Source organism: Amycolatopsis albispora (assembly GCF_003312875.1).
GTDB lineage: Bacteria > Actinomycetota > Actinomycetes > Mycobacteriales > Pseudonocardiaceae > Amycolatopsis > Amycolatopsis albispora.
In genome coordinates, this window is record NZ_CP015163.1 from 4181079 (window position 1) to 4206040 (window position 24962).

General features: G+C 71.4%; 26 protein-coding genes. 2 read left to right on the forward strand and 24 right to left on the reverse strand.

The window, feature by feature from the left end; all coding sequences use genetic code 11:
• Window positions 1-48: 48 nt before the first annotated feature.
• The 6 genes from A4R43_RS19445 to A4R43_RS19470 all read right to left on the reverse strand — a co-directional run bounded on the left by A4R43_RS19445 (window position 49) and on the right by A4R43_RS19470 (window position 7187).
• Window positions 49-918, reverse strand: coding sequence for an SRPBCC family protein (locus A4R43_RS19445; RefSeq protein WP_113693637.1), 870 nt, complete (start codon window positions 916-918; stop codon window positions 49-51).
• Window positions 919-944: 26 nt separating this feature from the next.
• Window positions 945-1799, reverse strand: a complete 855-nt coding sequence (locus tag A4R43_RS19450) for an FAD binding domain-containing protein (RefSeq protein WP_113693638.1) — start codon at window positions 1797-1799, stop codon at window positions 945-947.
• Window positions 1796-4234, reverse strand: coding sequence for a xanthine dehydrogenase family protein molybdopterin-binding subunit (locus tag A4R43_RS19455; RefSeq protein ID WP_113693639.1), 2439 nt, complete (start codon window positions 4232-4234; stop codon window positions 1796-1798). The genes A4R43_RS19450 and A4R43_RS19455 overlap by 4 nt, the downstream gene beginning before the upstream one ends.
• Window positions 4234-4773, reverse strand: coding sequence for a (2Fe-2S)-binding protein (locus A4R43_RS19460; protein ID WP_113693640.1), 540 nt, complete (start codon window positions 4771-4773; stop codon window positions 4234-4236). Before A4R43_RS19460 ends, A4R43_RS19455 begins: the two co-directional genes overlap by 1 nt.
• A 202-nt stretch (window positions 4774-4975) precedes the next feature.
• Window positions 4976-6088 carry an XdhC family protein gene (locus A4R43_RS19465; protein ID WP_113693641.1) on the reverse strand — a complete coding sequence of 371 codons (1113 nt, stop codon included), beginning with the start codon at window positions 6086-6088 and terminating at the stop codon, window positions 4976-4978.
• On the reverse strand, window positions 6081-7187 hold the full coding sequence (locus A4R43_RS19470; RefSeq protein ID WP_113693642.1) for a vWA domain-containing protein: 1107 nt from the start codon (window positions 7185-7187) through the stop codon (window positions 6081-6083). Before A4R43_RS19470 ends, A4R43_RS19465 begins: the two co-directional genes overlap by 8 nt.
• A 203-nt stretch (window positions 7188-7390) precedes the next feature.
• Between A4R43_RS19470 and zwf the strand changes: the two genes are divergently transcribed.
• Window positions 7391-8851 carry a glucose-6-phosphate dehydrogenase gene (zwf, locus tag A4R43_RS19475; protein WP_236809127.1) on the forward strand — a complete coding sequence of 487 codons (1461 nt, stop codon included), beginning with the start codon at window positions 7391-7393 and terminating at the stop codon, window positions 8849-8851.
• Window positions 8852-8855: 4 nt separating this feature from the next.
• Here the strand turns inward: zwf and A4R43_RS19480 are convergent, their stop codons facing one another.
• The 8 genes from A4R43_RS19480 to pfkB all read right to left on the reverse strand — a co-directional run bounded on the left by A4R43_RS19480 (window position 8856) and on the right by pfkB (window position 16622).
• Window positions 8856-9716 (reverse strand): AAA family ATPase, encoded by an 861-nt coding sequence (locus tag A4R43_RS19480; RefSeq protein WP_113693643.1) that lies wholly within the window; start codon window positions 9714-9716, stop codon window positions 8856-8858.
• A gap of 58 nt (window positions 9717-9774) precedes the next feature.
• Window positions 9775-10953: an IS30 family transposase gene (locus A4R43_RS19485; RefSeq protein WP_205215173.1), complete on the reverse strand. Its 1179-nt coding sequence runs from the start codon at window positions 10951-10953 to the stop codon at window positions 9775-9777.
• Between the two features lie 98 nt (window positions 10954-11051).
• Window positions 11052-12695: a phosphoenolpyruvate--protein phosphotransferase gene (gene ptsP, locus A4R43_RS19490; protein ID WP_113693644.1), complete on the reverse strand. Its 1644-nt coding sequence runs from the start codon at window positions 12693-12695 to the stop codon at window positions 11052-11054.
• A gap of 18 nt (window positions 12696-12713) precedes the next feature.
• Window positions 12714-13763 carry a zinc-dependent dehydrogenase gene (locus A4R43_RS19495; RefSeq protein ID WP_113693645.1) on the reverse strand — a complete coding sequence of 350 codons (1050 nt, stop codon included), beginning with the start codon at window positions 13761-13763 and terminating at the stop codon, window positions 12714-12716.
• Window positions 13760-14206 carry a PTS mannitol transporter subunit IIA gene (locus A4R43_RS19500; RefSeq protein WP_113693646.1) on the reverse strand — a complete coding sequence of 149 codons (447 nt, stop codon included), beginning with the start codon at window positions 14204-14206 and terminating at the stop codon, window positions 13760-13762. The genes A4R43_RS19495 and A4R43_RS19500 overlap by 4 nt, the downstream gene beginning before the upstream one ends.
• Entirely contained in the window at window positions 14199-14504 is a 306-nt protein-coding gene (locus tag A4R43_RS19505) for a PTS lactose transporter subunit IIB (RefSeq protein ID WP_113693647.1), read from the reverse strand. The genes A4R43_RS19500 and A4R43_RS19505 overlap by 8 nt, the downstream gene beginning before the upstream one ends.
• A 23-nt stretch (window positions 14505-14527) precedes the next feature.
• Window positions 14528-15622 carry a mannitol-specific PTS transporter subunit IIC gene (mtlA, locus tag A4R43_RS19510; RefSeq protein ID WP_113693648.1) on the reverse strand — a complete coding sequence of 365 codons (1095 nt, stop codon included), beginning with the start codon at window positions 15620-15622 and terminating at the stop codon, window positions 14528-14530.
• 61 nt (window positions 15623-15683) lie between these two features.
• On the reverse strand, window positions 15684-16622 hold the full coding sequence (gene pfkB / locus A4R43_RS19515; protein ID WP_113697730.1) for a 1-phosphofructokinase: 939 nt from the start codon (window positions 16620-16622) through the stop codon (window positions 15684-15686).
• Between the two features lie 174 nt (window positions 16623-16796).
• Between pfkB and A4R43_RS19520 the strand changes: the two genes are divergently transcribed.
• Window positions 16797-17558, forward strand: a complete 762-nt coding sequence (locus A4R43_RS19520; protein ID WP_113693649.1) for a DeoR/GlpR family DNA-binding transcription regulator — start codon at window positions 16797-16799, stop codon at window positions 17556-17558.
• A gap of 257 nt (window positions 17559-17815) precedes the next feature.
• Here the strand turns inward: A4R43_RS19520 and A4R43_RS19525 are convergent, their stop codons facing one another.
• The 10 genes from A4R43_RS19525 to A4R43_RS19570 all read right to left on the reverse strand — a co-directional run bounded on the left by A4R43_RS19525 (window position 17816) and on the right by A4R43_RS19570 (window position 24930).
• Window positions 17816-18400, reverse strand: coding sequence for a nucleotidyltransferase family protein (locus A4R43_RS19525; RefSeq protein ID WP_113693650.1), 585 nt, complete (start codon window positions 18398-18400; stop codon window positions 17816-17818).
• Entirely contained in the window at window positions 18393-19187 is a 795-nt protein-coding gene (locus tag A4R43_RS19530; protein WP_113693651.1) for an IclR family transcriptional regulator, read from the reverse strand. Before A4R43_RS19530 ends, A4R43_RS19525 begins: the two co-directional genes overlap by 8 nt.
• Before the next feature lie 10 nt (window positions 19188-19197).
• Window positions 19198-19605, reverse strand: a complete 408-nt coding sequence (pcaC, locus tag A4R43_RS19535) for a 4-carboxymuconolactone decarboxylase (RefSeq protein WP_113693652.1) — start codon at window positions 19603-19605, stop codon at window positions 19198-19200.
• Entirely contained in the window at window positions 19602-20363 is a 762-nt protein-coding gene (gene pcaD, locus A4R43_RS19540; RefSeq protein WP_113693653.1) for a 3-oxoadipate enol-lactonase, read from the reverse strand. The genes pcaC and pcaD overlap by 4 nt, the downstream gene beginning before the upstream one ends.
• Before the next feature lie 8 nt (window positions 20364-20371).
• Window positions 20372-20917 (reverse strand): protocatechuate 3,4-dioxygenase subunit alpha, encoded by a 546-nt coding sequence (pcaG, locus tag A4R43_RS19545; RefSeq protein WP_113693654.1) that lies wholly within the window; start codon window positions 20915-20917, stop codon window positions 20372-20374.
• Window positions 20914-21639, reverse strand: coding sequence for a protocatechuate 3,4-dioxygenase subunit beta (gene pcaH, locus A4R43_RS19550; protein ID WP_113693655.1), 726 nt, complete (start codon window positions 21637-21639; stop codon window positions 20914-20916). Before pcaH ends, pcaG begins: the two co-directional genes overlap by 4 nt.
• A gap of 14 nt (window positions 21640-21653) precedes the next feature.
• Complete coding sequence (locus A4R43_RS19555; protein WP_113693656.1) at window positions 21654-22829, reverse strand: thiolase family protein; 1176 nt, start codon at window positions 22827-22829, stop codon at window positions 21654-21656.
• Window positions 22826-23557 carry a CoA-transferase subunit beta gene (locus A4R43_RS19560; protein ID WP_113697731.1) on the reverse strand — a complete coding sequence of 244 codons (732 nt, stop codon included), beginning with the start codon at window positions 23555-23557 and terminating at the stop codon, window positions 22826-22828. Before A4R43_RS19560 ends, A4R43_RS19555 begins: the two co-directional genes overlap by 4 nt.
• A 17-nt stretch (window positions 23558-23574) precedes the next feature.
• Window positions 23575-24375: a CoA transferase subunit A gene (locus tag A4R43_RS19565; protein WP_113693657.1), complete on the reverse strand. Its 801-nt coding sequence runs from the start codon at window positions 24373-24375 to the stop codon at window positions 23575-23577.
• Window positions 24376-24456: 81 nt separating this feature from the next.
• A complete protein-coding gene (locus tag A4R43_RS19570; RefSeq protein WP_113693658.1) occupies window positions 24457-24930 on the reverse strand; it encodes a MarR family winged helix-turn-helix transcriptional regulator in 474 nt (157 codons plus the stop codon).
• Window positions 24931-24962 lie beyond the last annotated feature (32 nt).

The following is a 24962-nucleotide window of genomic DNA, read 5'->3' on the forward strand; positions in this document are numbered from 1 at the left end:
GTACAAGGCCGGGTGGGCGCGGGGTATTTCCGGGCGTGGGAAGGCCCACTAACGCTTGAGCGCCCGGATGACCACCACCAGCGCGGCGAGGACGGCCACCCCGATGGCCACCGGGATGAGCCGCTTCGCCACCGAGGCGCCCGCGTAGTCGACGAGATCGATGGGCTCGACCTCGGCGGGAGGTTCGACGGCCCGCAGTTTGGGACGTTGGCGGGGCTGGTCTTGTTGGGACTGGTCTTGGTGGGACTGCTCTTGGTGGGACTGTTGGGGCTGGGCCGGTTCCGCGGGTTTGGCGGCTGGCGGGGATTGCGCGGCTGGCCGGGATTGCCCGGCTGGCCGGGATTGCCCGGCTGGCGGGGATTGCGCGGCGCCGCTCGATTGCCCGGCTGGTGAGGCTTGCCCGGCGTCGCTCGATTGCCCGGCGCCGGTCGACTGGGCGGAGGCCTCGGCGGGCTGGGCGGCGGAGGTCTCAGCCGAGTTGCCTAGTTTCGTAGCCAGGCAACTGGCGAACGAGTCCAGGATCTTGCCGCCGACCTCCGCGATCATGCCGCGGCCGAACTGCGCGGGGCGTCCGGTCACCTTCAGGTCGGTGGCCACCTCACCCACCGTGGCACCGTCCTCCTCGTGCAGGGTGACGGTGACCGTGGCCGCCGCGGTGCCGGCGCCGCGGGCGTCCTTGCCCGAGGCCTTGATGACCACCTTCCGCGCCGCTTCGTCCTTCTCCAGGAATTCGCCCTTGCCCTGGTAGGTCAGGGAGATCGGCCCCAGCTTGACCTTGACCGTGCCGCGGAACGCGTCCCCGTCGACCTCGGTCAGGGTGGCGCCGGGCATGCACGGCGCCACCCGTTCGGGGTCGAGCACCGCCCGCCACACCTCGTCGACCGGGGCTGGCACGGTGAACCGGTGGTCTAGTCGCACAGGAACCGATCTCCCTTCCTAGCTACCTACGAACTCAGCGCGGCGGTCAGCGCGCGCCCGGTCAGCACCTTCGCCAGGTGCTGACGGTATTCCACATCGGCGTTGCCGTCCGCCGCCGGCGAGGTGCCGTCCGCGGCGTGTTCGGCGGCCGCGCGCACGGCGTCGGCCGTGGCGGGCTGCCCGACCAGCGCCGACTCCACCGCCCGCGCCCGGATCGGCACCGAGCCCATGTTCGTCAGCCCGACCCTGGCCTCGGCGATGGTGCCGCCGTCGGTGCGGACCGCGGCGGCCACCGCCACCATCGACCACGCCTGCGCCACCCGGTTGAACTTCTCGTAGTGCGCCTGCCAGCCGGTGTGCTTGGGCACCCGCACCTCGACCAGGATCTCGCCGGGCCGCAGCGCGGTGGTGAACAGGTCGACGAAGAACTCCGCCGCCGGCACCGTCCGCTTGCCGTCCATTCCGGACACCACCAGCTCGGCGTCCATGGCCAGCACCGGCGCCAGCAGGTCACCGGCCGGATCGGCGTGCGCCAGCGAACCGCCGAAGGTGCCGCGGTGGCGCACCTGCGGATCGGCCACCGTGTCGGTCGCCCTGGCCAGCAGGGCCGCGTGCGCGTCGATCAACGGGTCCCGCTGGAGCTCGTAGTGCGTGGTCATCGACCCGATCACCAGCGCGTCACCGTCCTCGCGAACGCCCCGCAGCTCGGGGATCCGGCCGAGGTCGATCAGCTTGGTCGGCGTGGCCAGCCGCATCCGGAGCACCGGCAGCAGGCTCTGCCCGCCGCCGAGCACCTTCGCGTCCTCGCCGGCGTCCGCCAGCGCGCGCACCGCGTCGTCCACTGTGGACGGAGCGACGTAGTCGAAAGCCGCCGGGATCACTGGGCACCTCCAGAAGACGCGTCGATCGAACCGAGCCCGCCGCCGGACTCCGCGCCGACGCCGCCCGCGTCGGCCTGCCCGGTGCGGATCGCCTGCCACACCCGCATCGGGGTCATCGGCATCTCCACGTCGTGCACGCCGTACGGCCGCAGCGCGTCGACCACCGCGTTGACCACCGCCGGGGTGGAGGCGATGGTGCCCGCCTCCCCGACTCCCTTGACGCCCAGCGGGTTCGAGGTGGACGGGGTTTCCGTGCGGTCGGTGGTGAACGAGGGCAGGTCCGCCGCCGACGGCAGCAGGTAGTCGGCGAAGGTGCCGGTGGTCAGCGTGCCGCCTTCGTCGTGCACCGCCTCCTCGAACAACGCCTGCGCGATGCCCTGCGCGAGCCCGCCGTGCACCTGGCCCTCGACGATCATCGGGTTGATCACCTTGCCGATGTCGTCCACGCAGACGTAGGACCGCACGGTGACCCGGCCGGTCTCGGTGTCCACTTCGGTCGCGCACAGGTGCGTGCCGTGCGGGAAGGAGAAGTTCTCCGGATCGAAGGTGGCCTCCGAATCCAGCGACGGCTCCACCCCGTCGGGCAGGTCGTGGGCGGCGAACACGGCGAGCGCCACGTCCTGGATGGTGGTCGAGGACTCGGTGCCCCGGACGGTGAACTTGCCGCCGGCGAACTCCAGGTCGTCCTCCGCGCATTCGAGCATGTGCGCGGCGATCGGCCGGGCCTTGGTCACCACCTTCTCCGCCGCCTTGACCGCGGCGATCGCGCCGACGGTCAGCGAGCGCGAACCGTAGGTGTCCATGCCCTTGTGCGAGGACTGGGTGTCGCCGTGCAGCACCTCGATGTCCTCGAACGGCACCCCGAGCTGGTCGGCGATGATCTGGCTCCACGCCGTCTCGTGGCCCTGGCCGTGCGGCGAGGAGCCGGTGACCACCTCGACCTTGCCGGTGGGCAGCATCCGCACCGCGGCGTGCTCCCAGCCGCCCGCGCCGTAGGACAGCGAGCCGAGCACGCGCGACGGCGCCAGCCCGCACATCTCGGTGAAGGTCGAGATGCCGATGCCCAGCTGCACCGGGTCCTTGCGCTCACGGCGTTCTGCCTGCTCGTGGCGGAGCCCGTCGTAGTCGAACAGCTCCTTCGCCTTCGCCGTCGCGGCCTCGTAGTCACCGGAGTCGTAGGTCAGCCCGGCGACCGTGGTGTACGGGAACTCCTCGTGCTTGATCCAGTTCTTCTCCCGCAGCTCCAGCGGGTCCACGCCCAGTTCGGCGGCCAGCTCGTCCATCATCCGCTCGATGGCGAAGGTGGCCTCGGGACGGCCGGCGCCGCGGTAGGCGTCGGTCGGCACCTTGTTGGTGAACACGTTGGTGCAGACGAACCGGTAGGCCGGGATCTTGTAGATGGAGTTGAACATGAACGCGCCGAGGATCGGCACACCGGGGCTGACCAGCCGCAGGTAGGCGCCCATGTCGGCGAGCAGCTCCACCTTGAGCCCGGTGATCGTGCCGTCGCGCTTGGCGGACAGCGTCAGGTGCTGGATCTGGTCGCGGCCGTGGTGCGCGCTCAGCAGCGACTCCGACCGCGACTCGGTGAACTTCACCGGGCGGCCGAGCCGCCGCGCGGCCAGGAACGCGATCACCTCTTCGGGCGTGACCTGCAGCTTGCCGCCGAACCCGCCGCCGACGTCCGGCGCGATCACGCGCACCTTGTGCTCCGGCACGCCGAGCGTCATGGCCAGCATCAGCCGCAGGATGTGCGGGATCTGGGTGGCCGACCACATGGTGAACTGCCCGCCGGTCGGGTCGACCACCACCGAGCGCGGCTCCATGAACGCCGGGATCAGCCGCTGCTGGCGGAACTTGCGGGTGATCACCACTTCGCTGTCGGCGATGGCGGCCTCGACCTCACCGCCGGTGCCCGCCTCGGAAGAGTCGAAGATCCAGGTGGCACTGGTGTTCGTGGACAGTGCGGAGTGGACGAGGTCGGCCCCGTCCTTGATGGCCTCCTCCATGTCCAGCACCACCGGCAGGTCCTCGTAGTCGACCTCGATGGCCTCCAGCGCGTCGTGTGCTTCGTAGTCGCTGCGGGCGACCACCACGGCCACCGCCTCACCGGCGAAGTTGACCGTGTCCACCGCCAGCGCGGGCGCGTCGGGCGCCTTCTGGTCCTCGGTGATCGGCCAGGCACACGGCAGGCTGCCCTGCTCGTCGGCGAAGTCGGCGCCGGTGAACACGTCGACCACACCCGGCTTGGTCTTCGCCTCGCTGACGTCGATCGAGGTGATCCTGGCGTGCGCGAACGGGCTGCGCAGCACGGCCAGGTGCAGCATGCCGGGCAGGGTCAGGTTGTCCGTCCAGCGGGTGCGCCCGGTGATCAGGCGCTCGTCCTCCTTGCGCAGCCTGGACCGGCCTACCTCCGGCTCGATCGTGGAGGTCATCACTCACCCCCGCCGATGCTGCTCGGCGCGCGGAGGCCGCTGCCGTCCTCGACGCGCTCGGCCTCGGGACCGGCGCCGGGGCGCATGTGGTGGGCGGCGTCGCGCACGGCACGCACGATGTTCTGGTAGCCGGTGCAGCGGCACAGGTTGCCCTCGATGCCCTCGCGCACCGCCTGCTCGTCGGGATCGGGGTTGTCGGCCAGCAGGTCGATCGACTGCATGATCATGCCGGGGGTGCAGAAGCCGCACTGGAGCGCGTGGTTGTCGTGGAAGGCCTGCTGCACCGGGTGCAGCTTGCCGTCGCGGGCGATGCCCTCGATCGTGGTGACCTCGCAGCCGTCGGCCTGCACGGCCAGCACCGAGCAGGACTTCACGCTGTGGCCGTCGAGGTGCACGGTGCACGCCCCGCAGTTGCTGGTGTCGCAGCCGACTACGGTGCCGACCTTGCCCAGCCGTTCTCGGAGGTAGTGCACGAGCAGCTGGCGTGGCTCGACCTCGTCGGTGTAGCTGGTTCCGTCGACGTTGACGGTGATTCGCATCGGGCCTCCAGTGGTGGGTCTGGAAGTGATCGGGCTCACTCGCGAGCGTGCTACTCCGATCTCGATCGGACAACCCCAGGCCGGGTGACCTTGGAGCGCCGATCCGCGGATGCGTGTTTTCAGCCGGGGATCACGCCGGATTCGCGGGATCCGGCGAGGATTTTCCAGTCAGCGGCGTGCACCGGCCGCGCGCCACCGGGGGCTAACCGTGGATGCGGCCGTCCAGTTCGGCGAGCCGCTGGCCCTTGCCGCCCCAGCGCAGGGCGATGATCTCGGCGGCGATCGACACCGCGGTCTCCTCCGGGGTGCGCGCCCCGAGGTCGAGCCCGATCGGCGAGGACAGCCGCGCGATCTCCTCGTCGGCGATCCCGGCCTCCCGCAGCCGCGCGATGCGGTCGTCGTGCGTGCGCCGCGAGCCCATCGCGCCGACGTACCCGACGTCCAGCCGCAGCGCCACCTCCAGCAGCGGCACGTCGAACTTCGGGTCGTGCGTCAGCACGGTGACCACGGTGCGCCGGTCGATCCGGCCCGCGTCGGCCTCGGCACGCAGGTACCGGTGCGGCCAGTCGACCACCACCTCGTGCGCGTCCGGGAACCGGCTCTTGGTGGCGAAAACCGGCCGCGCGTCGCACACGGTGACCTGGTAGCCCAGGTAGGCGCCGAGGCGCGCCATCGCGGCGGCGAAGTCGATCGCGCCGAACACCAGCAGCCGCGGCGGCGGTTCGAACGAGTTCACGAACACCGAGGCGCCCTCACCACGCCGCTGCCCGTCCGGGCCGTAGTGCAGCATCCCGGTGCGGCCGGTGGCCAGCATGCCGCGGGCGTCGTCGGCCACCGCGTCGTCCATCCTGGACGAGCCGAGCGTGCCCGCGGTGCGCTGCGGCCAGACCACCACGCGCCTGCCGAGCCGCTCCGGATCCGGGTGCTCGACGATGGTGGCCACCGCGACCGGCTGTCCCTTGTGGACGGATTCGGCCAGCTCGGCCAGCTCCGGCATGCTCTCGCGGTCCACCGGCTCGACGTAGATGTCGATGATGCCGCCGCAGGTCAGGCCGACGGAGAAGGCGTCGTCGTCGCTGACGCCGTAGCGCTGGAGCACCGGCGTGCGGTCCTCGACCACCTGCTGGGCCAGCTCGTAGACCGCGCCCTCGACGCAGCCGCCGGACACGCTGCCGGTCACCGTGCCGTCCGGGGCGACCAGCATCGCCGCCCCCGGCGCGCGCGGCGCCGACGAGAAGGTGGCCACCACCGTGCCCAGTCCCACCGTCTCCCCCGCCGACCAGCGGCGGTGGAGTTCCTCCAGCACATCACGCATCGCGTTGTTCTCGCATTTCCGTGAGCAGTCGGTTCAGGGTGTCGAAGCTGTGCCCGGCGAGCAGCCCGTCCAGGTGCGGCAGCGCCGCCACAATCCCGGACTGGACCGGAGCGTAACCCGCCCGCCCGGCGTGGGGATTCGTCCAAAGCACCAAATGCGCGAGGCGGCGAAGGGCCGCCAGTTGTGCGCCCAGCAGCGTGGTGTCGCCGCGTTCCCAGCCGTCGGAGAAGATCACCACCACCGCGCGCCTGGCCAGCCCGCGGCGCCCCCACCTGGCGAGGAACAGCCGCAGCGTCTCGCCCAGCCGGGTGCCGCCGGCGAAATCCGGGACCGCGTGCCCGGCGGCGAGCATCGCCTGCTCGGGGTCGCGCTGGCGCAGCTGCCTGGACACGCGGGTGAGCCGGGTGCCCATGGTGAACACCTCGACCGCGCGTGGCGCCCGCCTGACCAGCACGTGCGCGAACCGCAGCAGGGCGTCCGCGTACGGGCTCATCGAGCCGGACACGTCGATCAGCAGCACCACCCGGCGCGGCTGCTCGGCGCGGCGGCGCCGGGCGAGGTGGACCGGCTCACCGCTGGCCATCATCGCCCGCAGCGTCCGCCCCGGGTCCAGCTCACCGCGCCGCGACGGGCGCCGGCGGGCCGAGCGGCGCGTCGGGAACACCGGGCTCAGCGTGGCGAACAGCTCACGCAGGTGCTCGCGCTCGGCCGCGGACAGTTCACCGAGGTCGCGGTGGCGGAGCACCTCTTCGGCGCTGGCCGACACGCGCAGCGGGTCGTTCTCGCTCTCGGCCTGGCCTTCCGGCGGCGACTCGGCCATCAGCGCCACCTTGCTCCGGCGCGGGACCGGCTGGCCGCGGCGCGGGCCGGGCGGCGGTTCCTCGCCGAACCACGACGCGAACGCACGGTCGTACCGCGGCAGGTCGTCGGGGTCAGCGCACAGGGTCAGGCGGCCCGCCCAGTACAGTTGCTCGCGCTCAGCCAGCTCGATGTGCTCCACCGCGCCGAGGAAGGCGTGCAGCCGCTGCGGGGCGGCGGGCAGCCCGGCCGCGCGCAACGCGGTGGCGAACCCGGCGAACCCGGGGAGCGGGGTGTCCATCAGAAAACCCACGATACGCCCGGCCGCGGGTTTCCCGCCGTGCGCGCAATGACGCTACTTACCGGTAAGCTGACCGCTGGTCACCGGTTGTTCAGGGAAATATCCCGGTTGTCTGGTGCGTTCCCCAACCGCATGACGTGCACTCGCCACAAAATCGCGCAAAGACTGGGCGAAACCGCTCCCGGCGGTGAAGATGGACAGCGATGACTGAGTCAGCCGCGCCCCAGGCCCTGTTCGCCCCGAGCGAAAAGATGGTGCCCCATGTCTTCGTGATCTTCGGCGCCACCGGGGATCTCGCCCGCCGGAAGCTCTTCCCGGGGCTGTTCCGGCTGATGCGCTCCGGGCTGCTGCCCGAGCAGTTCCGCATCATCGGCTCCGGGCGCAACTCGCCCGGCACCGACGAGGAGTTCCGCTACAAGCTGGCCAAGGCCGTGTTCAAGTTCTCCGGTTCCGCGCGCTTCGACGACCACGTGTGGGAGGAGTTCGCGCAGCGCATCACCTTCCAGACCTCGTCGAAGGACGACGGTGAGGCGCTCGCCGCCGCGGTCGACGCGGCGATGGCCGAACTCGGCCCGGACACCCGCAAGCTGCTCTACCTGTCGGTGCCGCCGGACTCGATGGAGCCGATGGTCAAGATGCTCGGCGCCACCGGTCTCGCCGAGGACGCGCGGGTGGTGCTGGAGAAGCCGTTCGGCCGCGACCTGGAGTCCTCGCGCAGCCTGAACACCGCGCTGCACCAGGTCTTCGCCGAGGAGCAGCTGTTCCGCATCGACCACTTCCTCGGCAAGGAGGCGGTGCAGAACATCCTGGCGCTGCGGTTCGCCAACGGCTTTTTCGAGCCGGTGTGGAACCGCCACCACATCAGCTACGTGCAGATCGACGTGCCCGAATCGATCGGCATCGAGGGCCGGGCCGGCTTCATGGAGTCGACCGGCACCTTCCGCGACATGATCTCCACGCACCTGTTCCAGCTGCTCGGCTTCCTGGCGCTGGAGCCGCCGGTGCACGTGGACGCCGAATCGCTGCGGGTGGAAAAGCGCAAGCTGTTCCAGGCGGTCCGCGCGCTGGACCCGGACCGCGTGGTGTTCGGCCAGTACGAGGGCTACCGCGACGAGCCGGGCGTGGCCGGCGAGTCCGAAGTGGAGACCTTCGTCGCGGCCGAGGTGTGGGTGGACAACTGGCGCTGGAAGGGCGTGCCGTTCCTGCTGCGCACCGGGAAGGCGATGGAGCAGAGCAGGCGCACCATCACGCTCGGCTTCGTCGAGCCGCCGCTGAAGATGTTCGACTCGGCCAACGGGTTCGACAGCCAGCCCAACGAGCTGGTCTTCGAGCTGACCGAGGATTCGACGGTGACCCTGGAGCTGCGCGCGAAGCGGCCGGGGCCGGCGTTGAAGCTGGACCACGCGAAGCTGCACATGCGGTTCTCCGAGGCCTTCGCCGACGCCGAGCCGCTGGAGGCCTACGAGCGCCTGCTGCTCGACGTGCTGCGCGACGACCAGACGCTGTTCACCAGCGCGGAAGAGGTCGAGCGGCTCTGGGAGCTGTGCGACCCGGTGCTGCGGCAGCCGCCGAAGGTGCACTCGTACGAGCAGGGCTCGTGGGGTCCGGCGCAGGCGATGGAACTCGCGGGCGAGCGCGGCTGGCGGGTGCCCGAGAAGTCCTGAGTTCTCAGCCGAGGAGCGAGTCCAGTTTGGCGCGGACGCGGTCGATGTCCTCGCTGTACTTGAGCACGGCGCCGAGGGTGAGCGCGGCGGCCTCGGCGTCGAGCACGTCGCGGTCGAGCGCGGTCAGCGCGCGGGCCCAGTCCAGCGACTCGGCCACGCCGGGCGGCTTGAGCAGCTCCAGCCGCCGGATGCGGTGCACGGCCCCGGCGACCTGGGCGGCGAGCCGTTCGTCCAGGCCGGGCAGCCGGTGCCGGAGGATGTCGATCTCCCTGGCCAGGTCGGGGTGCTCGAGCCAGTGGTAGAGGCAGCGGCGCTTGAGGGCGTCGTGCACCTCGCGCGTGCGGTTCGAGGTGAGCACCACCAGCGGCGGCTTCTCGGCCCGGACCTCGCCGAACTCCGGGATGCTGACCGAGTTGCCGTCGAGCAGTTCGAGCAGGAAGGCCTCGAACTCGTCGTCGGCGCGGTCGATCTCGTCTACGAGCAGCACACACGGCGCTTCCTTCAGCGCCTGGAGCAGCGGGCGCGCGAGCAGGAAGCGCTCGGTGTAGAGGGAGGCTTCGTCGACCTCACGATGGGCGGCTTCGAGGGCACGCAGGTGGAGCAGCTGACGCGGGAAGTCCCACTCGTACAGCGCCTGAGCGGCGTCGATGCCCTCGTGGCACTGCAGGCGGATGAGCGGGAGGTTCAACGCCTTCCCCAGCGCGACGGCGAGTGAGGTCTTGCCGGTGCCGGGCTCGCCCTCGCAGAAGAGCGGGCGCCCCATGCGCAGGGCGAGGTAGGCGGCGGTCGCGATGCCGGCGTCGGCCAGGTAGCCGGTCCTCCGCAACGCCGCGGCCAGCTCACCGGGATCCGTCGGTACCGTCACCGGCCCAGAATACGAGCCCCGCGCGGGGAACGCTGAGTGTCACGAATGTGGCGCGGGCTCAAGCGGTGGTTGCAACGGGGGACTGTCCGGACAGTACTCGGTTGAGGGATTGGGCTGGGGTGAGCCAGCCCAGGGTGTGGCGGGGGCGTTCGTTGAGTTCGGCGGCGACGGCGGCGAGGTCGTCGGCGGTGTGCCTGGTCAGGTCGGTGCCTTTGGGGAAGTACTGGCGGAGCAGGCCGTTGGTGTTCTCGTTGGTGCCGCGTTGCCAGGGTGAGTGCGGGTCGCAGAAGTAGATGGCCATGTCGGTGGCCAGGGTGATCTCGGCGTGGCGGGCCATTTCGTTGCCGCGGTCCCAGGTCAGCGAGCGTCGCAGCTGGGCGGGCAGGGTGGTGATGGTGGCGATCATCGCGTCGCGGACGTGCTCGGCGGTGTGACCGTGGGGCAGGTGCAGCAGCAGCACGAACCGGGTGGACCGCTCCACCAGCGTCCCGATCGCGGAGCTGTTGCCGGCGCCGAGGATCAGATCGCCTTCCCAGTGCCCGGGCACCGCGCGGTCGGCGGCCTCGGCCGGGCGCGCCGAGATCGGGATCGGGCCGGGCAGCCGGGGCGGCAGGTGGCGGCGGGCCTGGCCGCGGGGACGGCGCAGCGCCCGCCCGGTCCGCAGGCACGCGGCCAGCTCACGCCGTAACGCGCCCCGGCTCTGGACGTAAATGGCCTGGTAGATCGTCTCGTGCGACACCCAACGCTCCGGCTGATCGGCAAAAGCGAGCTTGCGCGCGGCCGCGATCTGCCCGGGCGACCACCGCTTCTCCAGCCGAGTCTGCACCCACGCCCGCAGCCGGGCGTCAACAGCCAGCTTCACCGGTTTCGGACGCCGCGCCCGCACCCGCGCCGCGCTGTCGGCAACCACCGCCCGATACGCCACCGGCCCACCATGACGAGCCACCTCCCGGCTCACCGTCGACGCCGCCCGCCCCAGCCCCCGAGCGATCCTGCGCAACGACCACCCCGCACACAACCCCCGCGAGATCTCCTCCCGCTCAGCCAACGACAAATACCGCCCGCCCAGCGCACACGGCGCGTTCCCGATCACCCCACCAGCCTGCGCGAACCACCGCCGCCCCGTCTCATGCGACACACCCGCCAACCCCGCCGCCGGCCGCACCGCCCACCCCGCCCGCACCAACCCCCAAAACCGCACCCGAACATCACGACCCAGCACCATCACAACTCCCATCAACAAGGGTGTTGCAACAACCACTGGAATCCACCTGGCTTTCGAGACGCCAAACGTCTCGAAAGCCACATTCGTGACACCGCCCAGCCCGGGCGCGGTCAGCTGGCGGCGGCGCGAGCGGCGGCGGCGTCCGGGGCGGCGATGGCGGCCGCCGCCACCGCCGCGCAGTCGTCGAAGGTCTGGCGCCGGAGGGCGGCTCGGACCGCGGGCACCGCCGGGGCCGACATGGACAGGCTCGTCACGCCCAGCCCGGTGAGAACCGGCGCCAGCAACGGATCGCCTGCCGCCTCGCCGCAGATGCCCACCGGTTTCGCGGATTTCCGCCCCGCCTCGGCGACCATCGACACCAGGTCCAGCAACGCGGGCTGCCACGGGTCCAGCAGGTCGTTCAGCTCACCGAGCAACCGGTCCGCGGCGAAGGTGTACTGCGCCAGGTCGTTGGTGCCGATGCTGACGAAGTCCACTTCGGCCAGGATCGCCTCCGCCCGCAGCGCCGCCGCGGGGACCTCGATCATCACACCCGCCCGCGCGATGCCGAAGTGCCGCACCCGCGCGGCGAACTCCCGCGCTTCGGCCGCGGTCGCCACCATCGGCGCCATCACGCGCACGTCGGTCTCGTGCTCGCGCGCCGCCAGGCTGATCGCCTCCAGCTGCACGTCCAGCAGCCCCGGGTTCCGGCGGCCCACCCGATACCCCCGGACACCGAGCGCCGGGTTCGGCTCCACGTCGTCGTTGGCGAACGGCACCGGCTTGTCCGCGCCCGCGTCCAGCGTCCGCACCACCACCGGCCGCCCGGGGAACGCGGCGAAGACCTTGCCGTACGCGGCGCGCTGCTCGTCCAGCGAAGGCGCCTCGGCCCGGTCCAGGAACAGGAACTCCGTGCGGAACAACCCGATCCCCTCGGCGTCGGCCGCCGCGGCTTCCTCCAGCCCGCCCGCGCCACCGATGTTCAGCAGCAGCTTGACCGGGTGGCCGTCCTTCGTCGAACCGGGACCGCGGTGCCGCGCCAGCTCACGCCGCTGCTCCTCGGCCTCCCGCTCGATCGAGTCCAGCAGGCGCGTCTCCGGATCAACCACCACCTTGCCCGCGCCACCGTCGACCACCACCAGCTGGCCGTCCGACAACGACTCCGCCGCCGCGCAGCCGACCACCGCCGGAATGCCCAGCGACCGCGCCAGGATCGCGGTGTGGCTGGTGGCGCCGCCCTTCTCGGTGACGATGGCCAGCACGTTCGACGGATCGAGGGTGACCGTGTCGGCCGGCGCGAGGTCCACCGCGACCAGCACGAACGGCCCGTCCGCGGCCGGGATGCCCGGGGGTTCCACCCCGAGCGCGACCGCGATCGCCCGATCGCGGAGGTCGGCCAGGTCGGTCACCCGCTCGGCGAGGTACCCGCCGAGCCCGCGCAGCACCTCGATGTGCGCGGCGAACGCCTCCCGGACCGCCCACGCGGCGGGTAGTCCCTCGTCGGTGGCCTTCGCGATCCCCTGCTCCAGGCTGGGATCGCGGACCATCATCACCTGCGTGTCCAGGATTTCCGCCGCCTCACCGGAAAGCGCCTTGCCGCGCCGTTCCAGTTCCTCGGCGACCCCGGCGAGCGCGGCCTTCGCGGTGGCGAACTCCTGTTCCGCGCCCGCCGATTCCGGCACCTGTGCGGGCAGTTCCGGCACCGGGCGCATGCGGGCGACCGTGCCGGAAGCGGTGCCCGGGCTCGCCGGATTCCCGTGCAGTTCGGTGGTCACGCGCGCACACCCCTCCGGTCAGCTGGCGGACGGTTCGATGGTCACCTTGATCGCCTCGCCGGAGGCCACCGTGTCGATCGCGTCGAGCACGCCGTCCAGCTTCAGCCGGTGCGTGATCAGGTCGTCGACCCCGACCGCGCCGGTGGCGATCAGCTCCAGCGCCCGCTTGTTGTGGTCCGGGCTGGAGCCGTTGGCGCCGTAGATGGTCAGTTCGCGGTAGTGCACCAGGTTGGAGTCGCAGGCGATGATCGGGTTGTCCTTCGGCAGCCCGCCGAAGAAGCTGATCCGGCCGCGCCTGGCGGCCATCTTCAGCCCGTCCTCCTGCGCCTTGCCCGCCGCCGCGGCGGTGATGATCACGTCGGCACCGCGGCCTTCGGTCAGGTCCAGCACGGCATGCACCGGATCGGTTTCCGCACCGCAGATCGCGGCGTCCGGCTTGACCAGGTCCGCGGCCATGTCCAGGCGGCCGCGGTTCAGCTCGACCAAGTAGACCGCGGCGGCACCACGGGCCCTGGCCAGCCGCACGTGCAGGCAGCCGATCGGCCCCGCCCCGGTGACCACCACGACGTCACCTTCGCCGACCTGCGCGAACTCCTGTCCATTGAGGACACACGCGAGCGGCTCGGCGACCGACGCTTCGGCGTAGGACAGGCCTTCCGGGATCCGGTTCAGCCCGTCCACGCGCAGCACGCGCTGCGGCACGATCATGTACTCGGCGAACCCGCCGTCGAAGTGGTAGCCCATGGACAGCTGGTTCGGGCAGATGGTGCGCCAGCCGCGGCGGCAGTCCGCGCACTCACCACACGGGATCGCGGCGATCACCTGCACCCGGTCGCCCGCCGCCCAGCCGTCGATCTCGGCGCCGGTTTCCACCACCTCACCGGCGATCTCGTGCCCGATCACCCGCGGCGGATCGATGTGGTGGTGCCCGTGCCGGAAGATCTTCAGGTCGGTGCCGCAGGTGGAGCACGCGTGCACGCGGATCTTCACCTCGTCCGGACCGGGCGACGGCTCCGGCGCATCCTCGATCCGGATGTCGCCCGGCGCGTAGAAACGGGCCACCTTCACTGGACTGCCTCCTCTTCGGTCGCGGTCAGAATGCGCAGGATCGTGTCCGGATCGGACGCTTCGCGCAGCTGAGCCGCCTGTTCGGCGTCGAGCAGGGTGCGGGCCAGCGCGGACAGGATCTGCACCTGTTCACTGCCCTGGGCCGCGATCCCGACGCACAGCTTCACCTCTTGCCCGCCCCAGTCCACGCCGCCGGGGAACTGGACCACGGCCAGCGCGGTCCGCCTGACGTGCTCGCGGGCGGCGTTGGTGCCGTGCGGGATGGCCACGGCCTCACCGACGAAGGTGGAGACCGACTCCTCCCGCTCGAGCATGCCGTCGACGTAGGCGGGGTCCACCGCGCCGATCTCGACCAGCACCGCGCCGACCTGGCGGATGGCGTCGTCGCGGTCGGCCGCGCTCGCGCCCAGCCGGATCCCGGAGGCCTCCAGCAGCTCAGCCATCCAGCGTGCCCCCGTCCCTGATCACCTGCTCGACCCGGTCGAACACCGGGTCGCCGAGGAAGTTCTGGAAGCCGATGATCACCGCGTCCGAGTTCTTCTTCGCCCGCGCCACCAGGGTTTCCTGGCACAGCACCAGCTGCGCGTCGCCGGGAATCTCGTTGACCGGGATGTGCTCGACCTTGACCTGGTACGGCTTGAGCCGCTTTCCCAGCTGTGCCGCGACCATCACGCTGCTGCCCATACCGGCGTCGCAGGCGATGATCACCTTGGTGATTTCCTTGCCGTCGATGCTGCTCACGCGGATTCCCCTTTCGTTCCGGCTCAGACCTGGCCGCCGTTGGCGAGCTGCTGCTCGCGTTCCTCACGCCGGGCGTCCCGGCCGAACTTCAGCAGTACCGCCGAGATCAGGAAGCTCACCGCGGCGGCGATCACCACACCGGCGATCACGCCCAGGTAACCACCCTTCGGGGTCACCGCGAGCACGGCGATGATGCTGCCCGGCGCGGGCGTGGCGGTCAGCCCGGCGTCGAACACGCTGAACACGAAGATGCCGGCCGCACCACCGGCGATGGCGGCCAGGATCAGCCGCGGCGCCGCCAGGATGTACGGGAAGTAGATCTCGTGGATGCCGCCGAGGAACTGGATCACGATGGCGCCGGGCGCGGTGGCCCGCGCGCTCTTCGCGCCGAAGAAGGTCAGCGCCAGCAGGATGCCGAGGCCGGGGCCGGGGTTCGGCTCGATCAGGAACTCGATCGCCTTGCCGGTCTCCGCGGCGTCCGCGATGCCCAGCGGGGAGAGCACCCCGTGGTTGATCGCGTTGTTCAGGAACAGCACCTTGGCCGGTTCCACGATGAGCGAGACCAGTGGCAGCAGGCCGGTGTCGAACAGGGCCTGCACGCCGTTGCCGAGCGCCTTGGTCGCGCCCTGCACCACCGGGCCGATGGCGAGCATGCCGAGCACCGCCATCAGGCCGCCGATGATGCCGGCGCTGAAGTTGTCCACCAGCATCTTGAAGCCGGGCGCGGTCCGGCTGCCGACGTGCTCGTCGAACAGCTTCATCAGGTAACCGGCCAGCGGGCCGATCGCCATCGCGCCGAGGAACATCGGGATCTCGGCACCGACCGCGAGGCCGACCGTGGCCACCGCGCCGACCACCGCGCCGCGCTGGCCGTGCACCAGCCTGCCGCCGGTGTAGCCGATCAGCACCGGCAGCAGGAAATTGATCATCGGGTCGACCAGCGTCTCGATCTTCGCGTTCGGCGTCCAGCCGGACGGGATGAACAACGCGGTGATCAGACCCCAGGCGATGAAGGCGCCGATGTTGGGCATCACCATGCCCGCCATGTGGCCGCCGAACCGCTGCACCGTGACCCGCACCCGGTGTCCCCGGGATGGCGCTTCTTCCGTCTTCGTCATCGTTGACTCTTCCTGCTGCTCGGACTGGTTTTCCTGACAGCCCCCCGGGATGTTCCCGGCTTCACGCCCCCGCGCCGACCCCGCGTTCCGGCTCCAGCTCGGGGTGCAGCCGCACCTCGGCCGCCCCCACTTCGACCGGGCCCGGCATGGTGCTGCCCGGCAGCGAAACCGCCGCCGCGCCCCACGCGACCCCGCTCTCCAGCGCCCGCGGGCCGTGCCCGCCACCGGCCAGGAACCCGGCCAGCAGCGAATCGCCCGCACCGACGGAACTCCGCGCCACGGCGTCGGCCTCGGCGTGCCACGCGCCCTCGCCGTCGACCAGCACCGCGCCCTCGCCGCCCAGGCTCGCCAGCACCGCGCGGGCGCCGAGCCCACGCAGTTCCCGTGCGGCCTCGACGACTTCACGCATGGTCGCGAGTGGACGGCCGACGGCCTCCTCCAGTTCTTCGAGGTTCGGCTTGACCAGCGCGGGCCCGGCCTTGACCGCGGCGAGCAACGCGGGTCCGCTGGTGTCCACCGCGACCTCGGCGCGCCCTTCGAGCGAGCGGATCAGCTCGGCGTAGAACCCGGCGTCGACCCCAGGTGGCAGGCTGCCCGCCAGTACCACCCAGGAGACGTCGGAGACGTTGCCGAGCACCGCCTTCGACAGTGCCGCGATCTCGGCCGCGGACAGCCGCGCGCCCGCCTCGTTCAGCTTGGTGACCGTGGCGTCCGGCTCGATCACGCTGATGTTGGTGCGCACCGGACCGGACGCTGGCACGCGCACCACGTCGATCTCGTACCGGTTCAGCAGGGAGATCAGGTGGTCGCCCTCCGGGCCGCCGGCCGGGAGCACCGCGCGGGCGTCGAGCCCGTTGCGCACCAGGGCGCGGGCCACGTTGATGCCCTTGCCGCCGGGGTGGACGTGCACCGCGGACGCGCGGTGGAGCTCACCGCGGACCAGGCGCGGCACCTCGACGGTGCGGTCCACGCTCGGGTTCGCCGTCACGGTGAGGAACACCCGCACACCACCTCGGTCGTTGAGCCGGACTTGGTTTTGAGTGATTTTGCATGGGTTCACGTTGGTTTGCAAGCCCCGTGCCGGTTCGTAACCAAACAAGCACGCAAGTCCCCACATGAACTCACATCGTGTGGTTACCTGGACGGGAAATTCACGACAACGGGGCGGTGGGGGATGTACGCGGAGGAGCGGCAGCAGATCATCCTCGAACGGGCACGCGGCCTCGGCCGGGTGGACGTGGCGACGCTGGCGGAGGAGTTCACCGTCACCACGGAGACGGTGCGCCGCGATCTCACCGTGCTGGAACGGCACGGTGTGCTGCGACGGGTGCACGGCGGCGCGATTCCGGTGGAGCGGCTGGGTTTCGAGCCCGCGGTGTCCACTCGCGAAGGCGTGATGACCGCGGAGAAGGAGCGCATCGCGAAGGCGGCGCTGGCGGAACTGCCGGAGGAAGGCACCATCCTGCTCGACGCGGGCACGACGACCGCACGCGTGGCCGAGCAGCTGCCGCTGGACCGCGAACTGACCGTGGTGACGCACTCGGTGAACATCGCGCTGGCCCTGACCACCCGGCCGAACCTGACGGTGATGCTGGTCGGCGGCCGGTTGCGGAGCCGGACGCTGGCGTCGGTGGACGCGTGGGCGCTGCGCGCGCTGGACGAGACGTTCGTCGAGGTGGCTTTCATGGCCACGAACGGGATTTCCGTGGAACGCGGCCTGACCACCCCGGACCCAGCCGAGTCGATGGTGAAGCGCGCAGCGGTGAACTGCGCGCGCCGCGCGGTGCTGCTGGCCGACCACACGAAGGTGGGCAACGACCACTTCTCGCGCTTCGCCGAACTGAGCGACATCGACACCTTCATCACCGACGACGGCATCGACGCCGCCGTCGCCGACGAAATCGCCGCCACGGGCCCGCGAGTCCTACGAGTCTGAGCGATCGCCCACCCCCAGGGCGGAAACGAGCCAGCCGGGCACCTCATCGTCAAGTGTCACGAATGTGGCTTTCGGGACGCGAAACGTCTCGAAAGCCACATTCGTGACACGGCGCCCCACTCAACCGGCGGCCGGGGCACTCAGGGGGAGCAGTCGCCCACTCCCCCTCCCTCACCCCGGTCCAAAGCCAAAAACACGGCGGAGAACTCGTTGTCAAGGTACGCTCCCCAGCCTTGACAACGAGTTCTCCGCCGTCGTCACACTGAAAAACCGGGGCGAGGCAGATCCCCGGGACGGTCCACGTCGCGACCACTTCCCAAGTCACCGCACTCCACCAGCCGCAGATCCTCACGACCCGCCAGCCAGTGCCGCGCCCCCGCATCCCCCGAGACCGCGTCCGCGATTTCCGCCCAGTGCTCCCGCCCCAGCAACACCGGATGCCCGGGCACGCCACCATAAGCCGCCCGCGCCACCACGTCCGGCGCGGCCAGCCCGGCCAGCCTCCGCACCACCGGCCCGCCAACCCAGGGCAGATCCACCAGGTGCACCACCACCGCCGAAGCCGAAGCGTCCACAGTAGACAGAGCAAGCAACCCGGCCCGCAGCGAAGCGCCCATGCCCGAGGCCCAGTCCGCGGCGTGCACCGCGCGCACCTCCGAAGGCAACAGCGCCTCGACCGACGAAGCCGCCGCCCCGGTCACCACCACCACCGGCGAGCAATCCGCCAGCGTCCGCAACGCCCGGAGCACCAGCGGCTCACCGTCCACTTCGGCCAGTGCCTTCGGCCCGCCGAACCGACGACCGGACCCCGCCGCCAGCAGCAGCCCGGCGCACTCACCCACGCGTAGCCCGCGAAGGCGGCGCGACGGCCAGATCGGCCTCGATGCGTTCGGCGGCGTCGAGCAGGCGCGGCACCATCTCGTCGCGCACCACGTCCAGTGAGGTCCGCGACGCGTGCGTGGACACGTTCACCGCGGCGACCACCTTCCCGTCGCGCCCCCGGATCGGGGCGGCGACCGAGCGCAGCCCCTCCTCCAGTTCCTGGTCCACCAGCGCCCACCCGCGCCCGCGCACCTCGGCCAGCTCCGCCCGCAACGCGGCCTCCGAGGTCAGCGTGTGCGAGGTCAGCCGGTCCAGCCGCGCCTGCGCCAGGTACTCGTCCAGCCGGTCGTCGGGCAGCCCGGCCAGCAGCACGTGCCCCATCGACGTCGCGTACGCCGGGAACCGCGTGCCCACGTTGATCGAGACCGTCATGATCCGCGACACCGCCACCCGCGCCACGTAGACGATGTCGCCACCCTCCAGCACCGACACCGAACTCGACTCGTGCACCTCGGCGGACAGCCGCTCCAGGTGCGGCGTGGCCACCTCGGGCAGCGACATGCTGGACAGGTACGCGTACCCCAGCTCCAGCACCCGCGCGGTCAGCGAGAAGTACTTGCCGTCGGTGCGCACGTACCCCAGGTCGGCCAGGGTGAGCAGGAACCGCCGGGCCGCCGCCCTGGTCAGCCCGGTGGTCCTGGCGACGTCGCTCAGCGTCAGCTCGGGTGCGTCCGCGCCGAACGCGCGGATCACCGCCAGCCCGCGGTCCAGCGACTGCACGTGGTGCGCGCCCCGGGTCTCGTCCATGCCCCCGACTCTAGTCGGCGGGCCGGGGAACGGCGGACTCCTCACCCAGCTCGGCGAGTACCCGCTGCGCCACCGCGAACGCGGCGTTCCCGGCCGGCGCCCCCGCGTAGACCGCGGTGTGCAGCAGCACCTCGGAGATCTCGGCCGGCGTGAGTCCATTGTGGATGGCCACGCGGACGTGCATGGCGAGTTCCTCGTGGCAGTGCAGGGCGGTCAGCGCGGCCAGCGTCACGCAGCTGCGGGTGCGCCGGTCCAGTCCCGGCCGGGTCCACACCGAGCCCCACGCCGACCGGGTGATCCAGTCCTGGAACGGCTGCGAAAACTCGGTCGTGTTCGCCACCGCGCGGTCCACGTGCGCGTCCCCGAGCACCTCGCGGCGGACGCGGATGCCGTCGGCGTACAGCTCGTCGTCGCTCATCGGGCCGCCAGCCTGGCCAGGATCAGCTCGCTGAACTCGCCGGGCCGCTCCACGTTGCCCAGGTGCGCGGCGCCCTGGACCTCGGCGAACCGCGCGTCCGGAACGGCGTCGGCGATCGCCCTGCCGTGCGGTGGCAGGGTGGCCGGGTCCTCCGAAGTGCTGATCACCAGCGTGGGCACGGTGATCGCGGCCAGCTCGCCGGTCAGGTCCATCACCTCGATCGCCGCGCAGCAGCCCGCATAGCCTTCGTCCGAAGTGGACGCGACCATCCGCTCCAGCTCCGCCCGGCGCTCGGCGGGGAAGGCCGGGGTGACCCACCGGTCCACCACCGACGACGCCAGCGATTCGGTCCCGCCCGCACGGACCGCGCGAATCCGGTCGGCCCACATCTCCGGCGGCCCCAGCTTCGCCGAAGTGCAGCACAGCACCAGCGAAAGCAGCCGATCGGAGGCGTGCGCGCCCAGCCACATCCCGACCATCCCGCCCAGCGACAGCCCGGCGAAGTGCGCCTTCTCCACCTCCAGCCGGTCCAGCAGCGCCAGCACGTCCCCGCCGAGATCGGCGATGCGATACGGGCCTTCCGGCGCCGGCGAACCGCCGTGCCCGCGGTGGTCGTACCGGATCACCCGGTACCCGGCTTCAGTGAGCGGCCGGACCTGCGGCTCCCACATCGCCAGCGTGCTGCCCAGCGAACCGCTGAGCACCACCGCCTCGCCGGTGGCCGGCCCGTCGATCACGTGGTGGACCTCGACTGTCACCGCGACTCCTAAACCTCGAAGAACACCGTCTCGCCCTCGCCCTGCAGGCGCACGTCGAACCGGTAGCCGTCACCCTCGCGTACCGCGATCAGCGTGCCACGGCGGTCCTCCGGCACCGAGTTGAGCACTTCGTCGGCGGCGTTCGCCTCGGCGTGCTCGGGGAAGTAGATCCGCGTGACCACCCGGTGCAGCAGGCCGCGGCCCAGCACGGAGACGTCGATGTGCGGCGCCTGCGTCCGCCCGTCGCGACCCGGCACCGGGCCGGGCACCACGGTGCGGATGGACCACCGGCCCCGCTCGTCGGTGGGGCAGCGGCCGAACCCGCGGAACCCGGCCACCCGCCCGCGCGGGTCGTCGGGGTGGTCGAACCGGCCGTCGGCGTCGGCCTGCCAGGTCTCGACCAGCGCGTCCGGCACCGGGTCGCCGTTGCCGTCGTAGACCACCCCGCGCAGCACCACCGCACCCGGCGTGCCGTCGGGCACCACCTCCGGCCCGTCGTCCCACGGCAGGCCGATCGACAGGTACGGCCCCACGGTCTGCGAAGGAGTGCTCATTCGTCGTCCTCCTCGTCCTCGACGTCCTCGAACACCGAGGCGTTCCGGCCGCGCAGCACGATGTCGAACTCGTAGGCCAGCGCCCATTCCGGCTGCGTGCGCTCCAGATCGAAGCGGGAGACCATGCGCATCCGCGCCTTCTCGTCCGGGATGGAGTTGAAGATCGGGTCCTGCCCGAACAGCGGGTCCTCCGGGAAGTACATCTGGGTGACCAGGCGCTGGGTGAACGAGGTGCCGAACACCGAGAAGTGGATGTGCGCCGGCCGCCAGGCGTTGTCGTGGTTCTTCCACGGGTAGGCGCCCGGCTTGATGGTGGTGAACTCGTAGTGCCCGTTGTCGTCGGTGAGCGTGCGCCCGACCCCGTCGAAGTTCGGGTCCAGCGGCGACGGCCAGCGGTCGCCGGTGTGCTTGTAGCGCCCGCCCGCGTTGGCCTGCCAGATCTCCACCAGCGAGTTGCGCACCGGGCGGCCGTCACCGTCGAGCAGCCGCCCGTGCACCACGATCCGCTGGCCCTGCGGCTCACCGGCGTGCTGCCGGGTCAGGTCGTTGTCGTGCTCGCCGAGCCTGCCCGGCCCGAGCAGCGGGCCGGTCACCTCGGTGAGCATCTGCGGCAGCAGCACCAGCGGCTGCTTCGGGTGCCGCAGCGCGGTCGAGCGGTAACCGGGAAAGCCCAGCGGCGGGTGGGTGCCCTCGGGATCCTTGCGGTATTCGGGCAGGCTCATACTGCTCTCCCTTCTCAGGCTTCCAGCACCACGGCCAGGCCCTGGCCGACGCCGATGCAGATGGCGGCCAGCCCCCAGCCACCACCGCGGCGGCGGAGGTCGTGCGCGAGCGTGCCGAGGATGCGGCCGCCCGACGCGCCGAGCGGGTGCCCGATGGCGATCGCACCGCCGTGCGGGTTCACCTTGGCCGGGTCCAGCTTCGGCCAGTCACGCAGGCACGCCAGCGACTGCGCGGCGAAGGCCTCGTTCAGCTCGACCACGGCGAGGTCGTCCCAGCCGATGCCCGCGCGCTCCAGCGCGATCTCGGCGGCACGAACCGGCCCGATGCCGAAGACGTCGGGGTCCACCCCGGCCGCGCCACGACCGGCGATGCGCGCCAGCGGCGTGGCGCCGACGCGGTCGGCGGCGGCCCGGTCGCCGAGCAGCACCGCGGAGGCACCGTCGTTGAGCGGCGACGCGTTGCCCGCGGTGACCGTGCCCTCCTTGCGGAACACCGGCTTGAGCTTGGCCAGTTTCTCCGGCGACGAGTCCGGCCGGATGCCCTCGTCCCTGGTCAGCTCGACGCCGGGCACCGGCACCACCAGGTTGTCGTAGAAGCCGTCGTCCCACGCCTTGGCCGCGTTGACGTGGCTGCGCGCGGCGAACTCGTCCTGCTCGTCACGCCCGATGCCGTACCGCTCGGCGAGCAGTTCGGTGGACTCCCCCAGCGAGACCGTCCACTGCTCCGGCATCGCCGGATTGACCATGCGCCAGCCGAGCGCGGTGGAGTACATGGTCTGGTTGCCGTTCGGGAAGGCCTTCTCCGGCTTCGGCACCACCCACGGCGACCGGCTCATCGACTCCACGCCACCGGCCACCACCAGCGACGCGTCCCCGGTGGCGATCAGCCTGCTGGCCTGGGCGACCGCGTCGAGCCCCGAACCGCACAGCCGGTTCACCGTGCCGCCGGGGATCGAGGTCGGCCAGCCGGCCAGCAGCGTGGCCATCCGCGCCACGTTCCGGTTGTCCTCACCGGCGCCGTTGGCGTTGCCGAGCACCACCTCGTCCACAGTGGACGGATCGAGCCCGGACCGCTCGCCCAGCGCCCGCAGCACGTGCGCGGCCAGGTCGTCGGGCCGGGTGCCCGCCAGCGCGCCGCCGTACTTGCCGAACGGGGTCCGCACGGCGTCCAGCACGTATACCTCGGTCATTCGCCCGCCTTCTTCAGCTCTCGCAACCCGGTCAGTTCCGCCTCGGTCGGCTCCGGCGTGCGCCGCAGGTCGTCGGCGACCTTCAGCTCCCACCCGGTCGCCTCGCGCACCTGCGCCACCTCGACCCCGGGGTGCAGGTCGGTCAGCGTCAGCTCGGCGGTCTCCGGATCCGGTCGCAGCAGGCCGAGATCGGTGACCACCAGGGTAGGCCCGGCGCCGGGCAGGCCGAGGCGCGCGCGGTCACCGCGGCCGGTCCCGTGGCCGAACGAGGTGACGAAGTCGACCTTCTCCACGAACGCGCGCTTGCTCTGGCGCAGCACCACAAAAACCTCGCGGCAGGAGGCGGCGATCTCCGGCGCGCCACCGGCACCCGGCAGGCGCACCTTCGGATCGGCGTAGTCGTCGCCGATCACCGTGGTGTTGATGTTGCCGAACTTGTCCAGCTGGGCGGCACCGAGGAAGCCGACGTCGATCCGGCCGGGCTGCAGCCAGTAGTTGAACACCTCGGGCACGCTGACCACCGCGTCCGCGGTCTCGGCCAGCTCGCCGTCCCCGATGGACAGCGGCAGCCGGGACGGCTTCGCGCCGAGGCAGCCGGATTCGTAGACCAGCACCAGGTTCGGCGCGTGCGAGCGGCGGGCGAGATTGGCCGCGGTGCTCGGCAGCCCGATGCCCACGAAGCAGGACATGCCGTCCTTGAGCGCGCGGGCGGCCGCGATGCTCATCATCTCGTCGGTGGTGTAGTTCACGCCGCCACCTCCGCCAGCCACTTGCCGAACTCCTCGCGGTCGCGGCTCACCGCGTCCCACGCCTGGTAACCCGCGTTGTCCCGGTCGTAGTACCCGGCCGCGTAGGAGGGCTTGGCCCCGCCCGGCGCCTCGGCGACCGCGGTCACCGCCCACGACGGCAGCACCAGCGCGCCAGGACGCGGCTCCAGTTCGTCGACGATCTCTTCGACGGTGACCAGCGAGCGCTTGGCCGCGAGCACCGCCTCCTTCTGCACGCCGGCGATGCCCCACAGCTGCACGTTCCCGGCGCGGTCGGCGCGCTGGGCGTGCACGATGGTCACGTCCGGGTTGAGCGCGGGCACCGCGGCCAGCTGCTCGCCGGTGAACGGGCAGGTGATCGGCTTGATGGTGGCGGTGTGCCGGGGCAGGTCGGTGCCGGAGTAACCACGCAGCACGGCGAACGGCAGCCCGGAGGCACCGGCCACGTAGCGGTTGGCCATGCCGGCGTGGCTGTGCTCCTCGATCTCCAGCGGCACCGGCCAGCCGTGCTGGACCGCGTCGCGGAACCGGTGCAGCGAGCCGACCCCGGGGTTGCCGCCCCACGAGAAGATCAGCTTGCTCGCGCACCCGGCGCCGATCAGCTGGTCGTAGACGATGTCCGGGGTCATCCGCACCAGGGTCAGCCCGCGACGGCCCTGCCGGATGATCTCGTGCCCGGCGGCCACCGGGATCAGGTGGGTGAATCCCTCCAGCGCCACCGTGTCGCCGTCGCGGACGAGGCCGGCCACTCCGTCCGCGAGCGAGACGAGTTCCGCCATCGCCAGCTCCCTTGCATGTTCGCATTCCGCACACTAGTTCTACATATGAACATAGCACGGAAGCCGCGGGCACGGAACGCGCTAACGGGTGTGTTCGGCGCTCTCCCGCTTCGCCTCCCCCGCGTCGACCACCCGGCTGAGGATGCGCACCAGTTCCTCGCGGTCCTCCGGCGGCAGGCAGCCGACCATGCCCTCGGTCATCCGGGCCGCACGCACCGAGAGCTCGCCGAACAGGGCGTGCCCGGCGTCGGTCAGGCTCAGCAGGTTCCGCCGCCGGTCGCCCGGATCGCGGTCGCGGCGCAGCAGGCCGCGGTCGATCAGCCGGTTCACCACCGCGCCCACCGTCGAGGTGTCCAGCGAGACCTCGCGCGAGAGCGCGTTCTGGTCGGTCTCCGGATTGAGCGCCACCGCGCTCAGCACCGCGAACTGGGTCGAGGTGACCTCTTTGGACACTTCGGCGGACCACAGGTAGGTGTGGATCTGCTGGGCCCGCCGGATCAGGTGCCCGGTGTGCCGGTGTGCGTCCACGCCAACCCCCGGTGTCGAGATCGTCATCCGCAATCCCTCCCGTCGAAACTGTGTGCCGT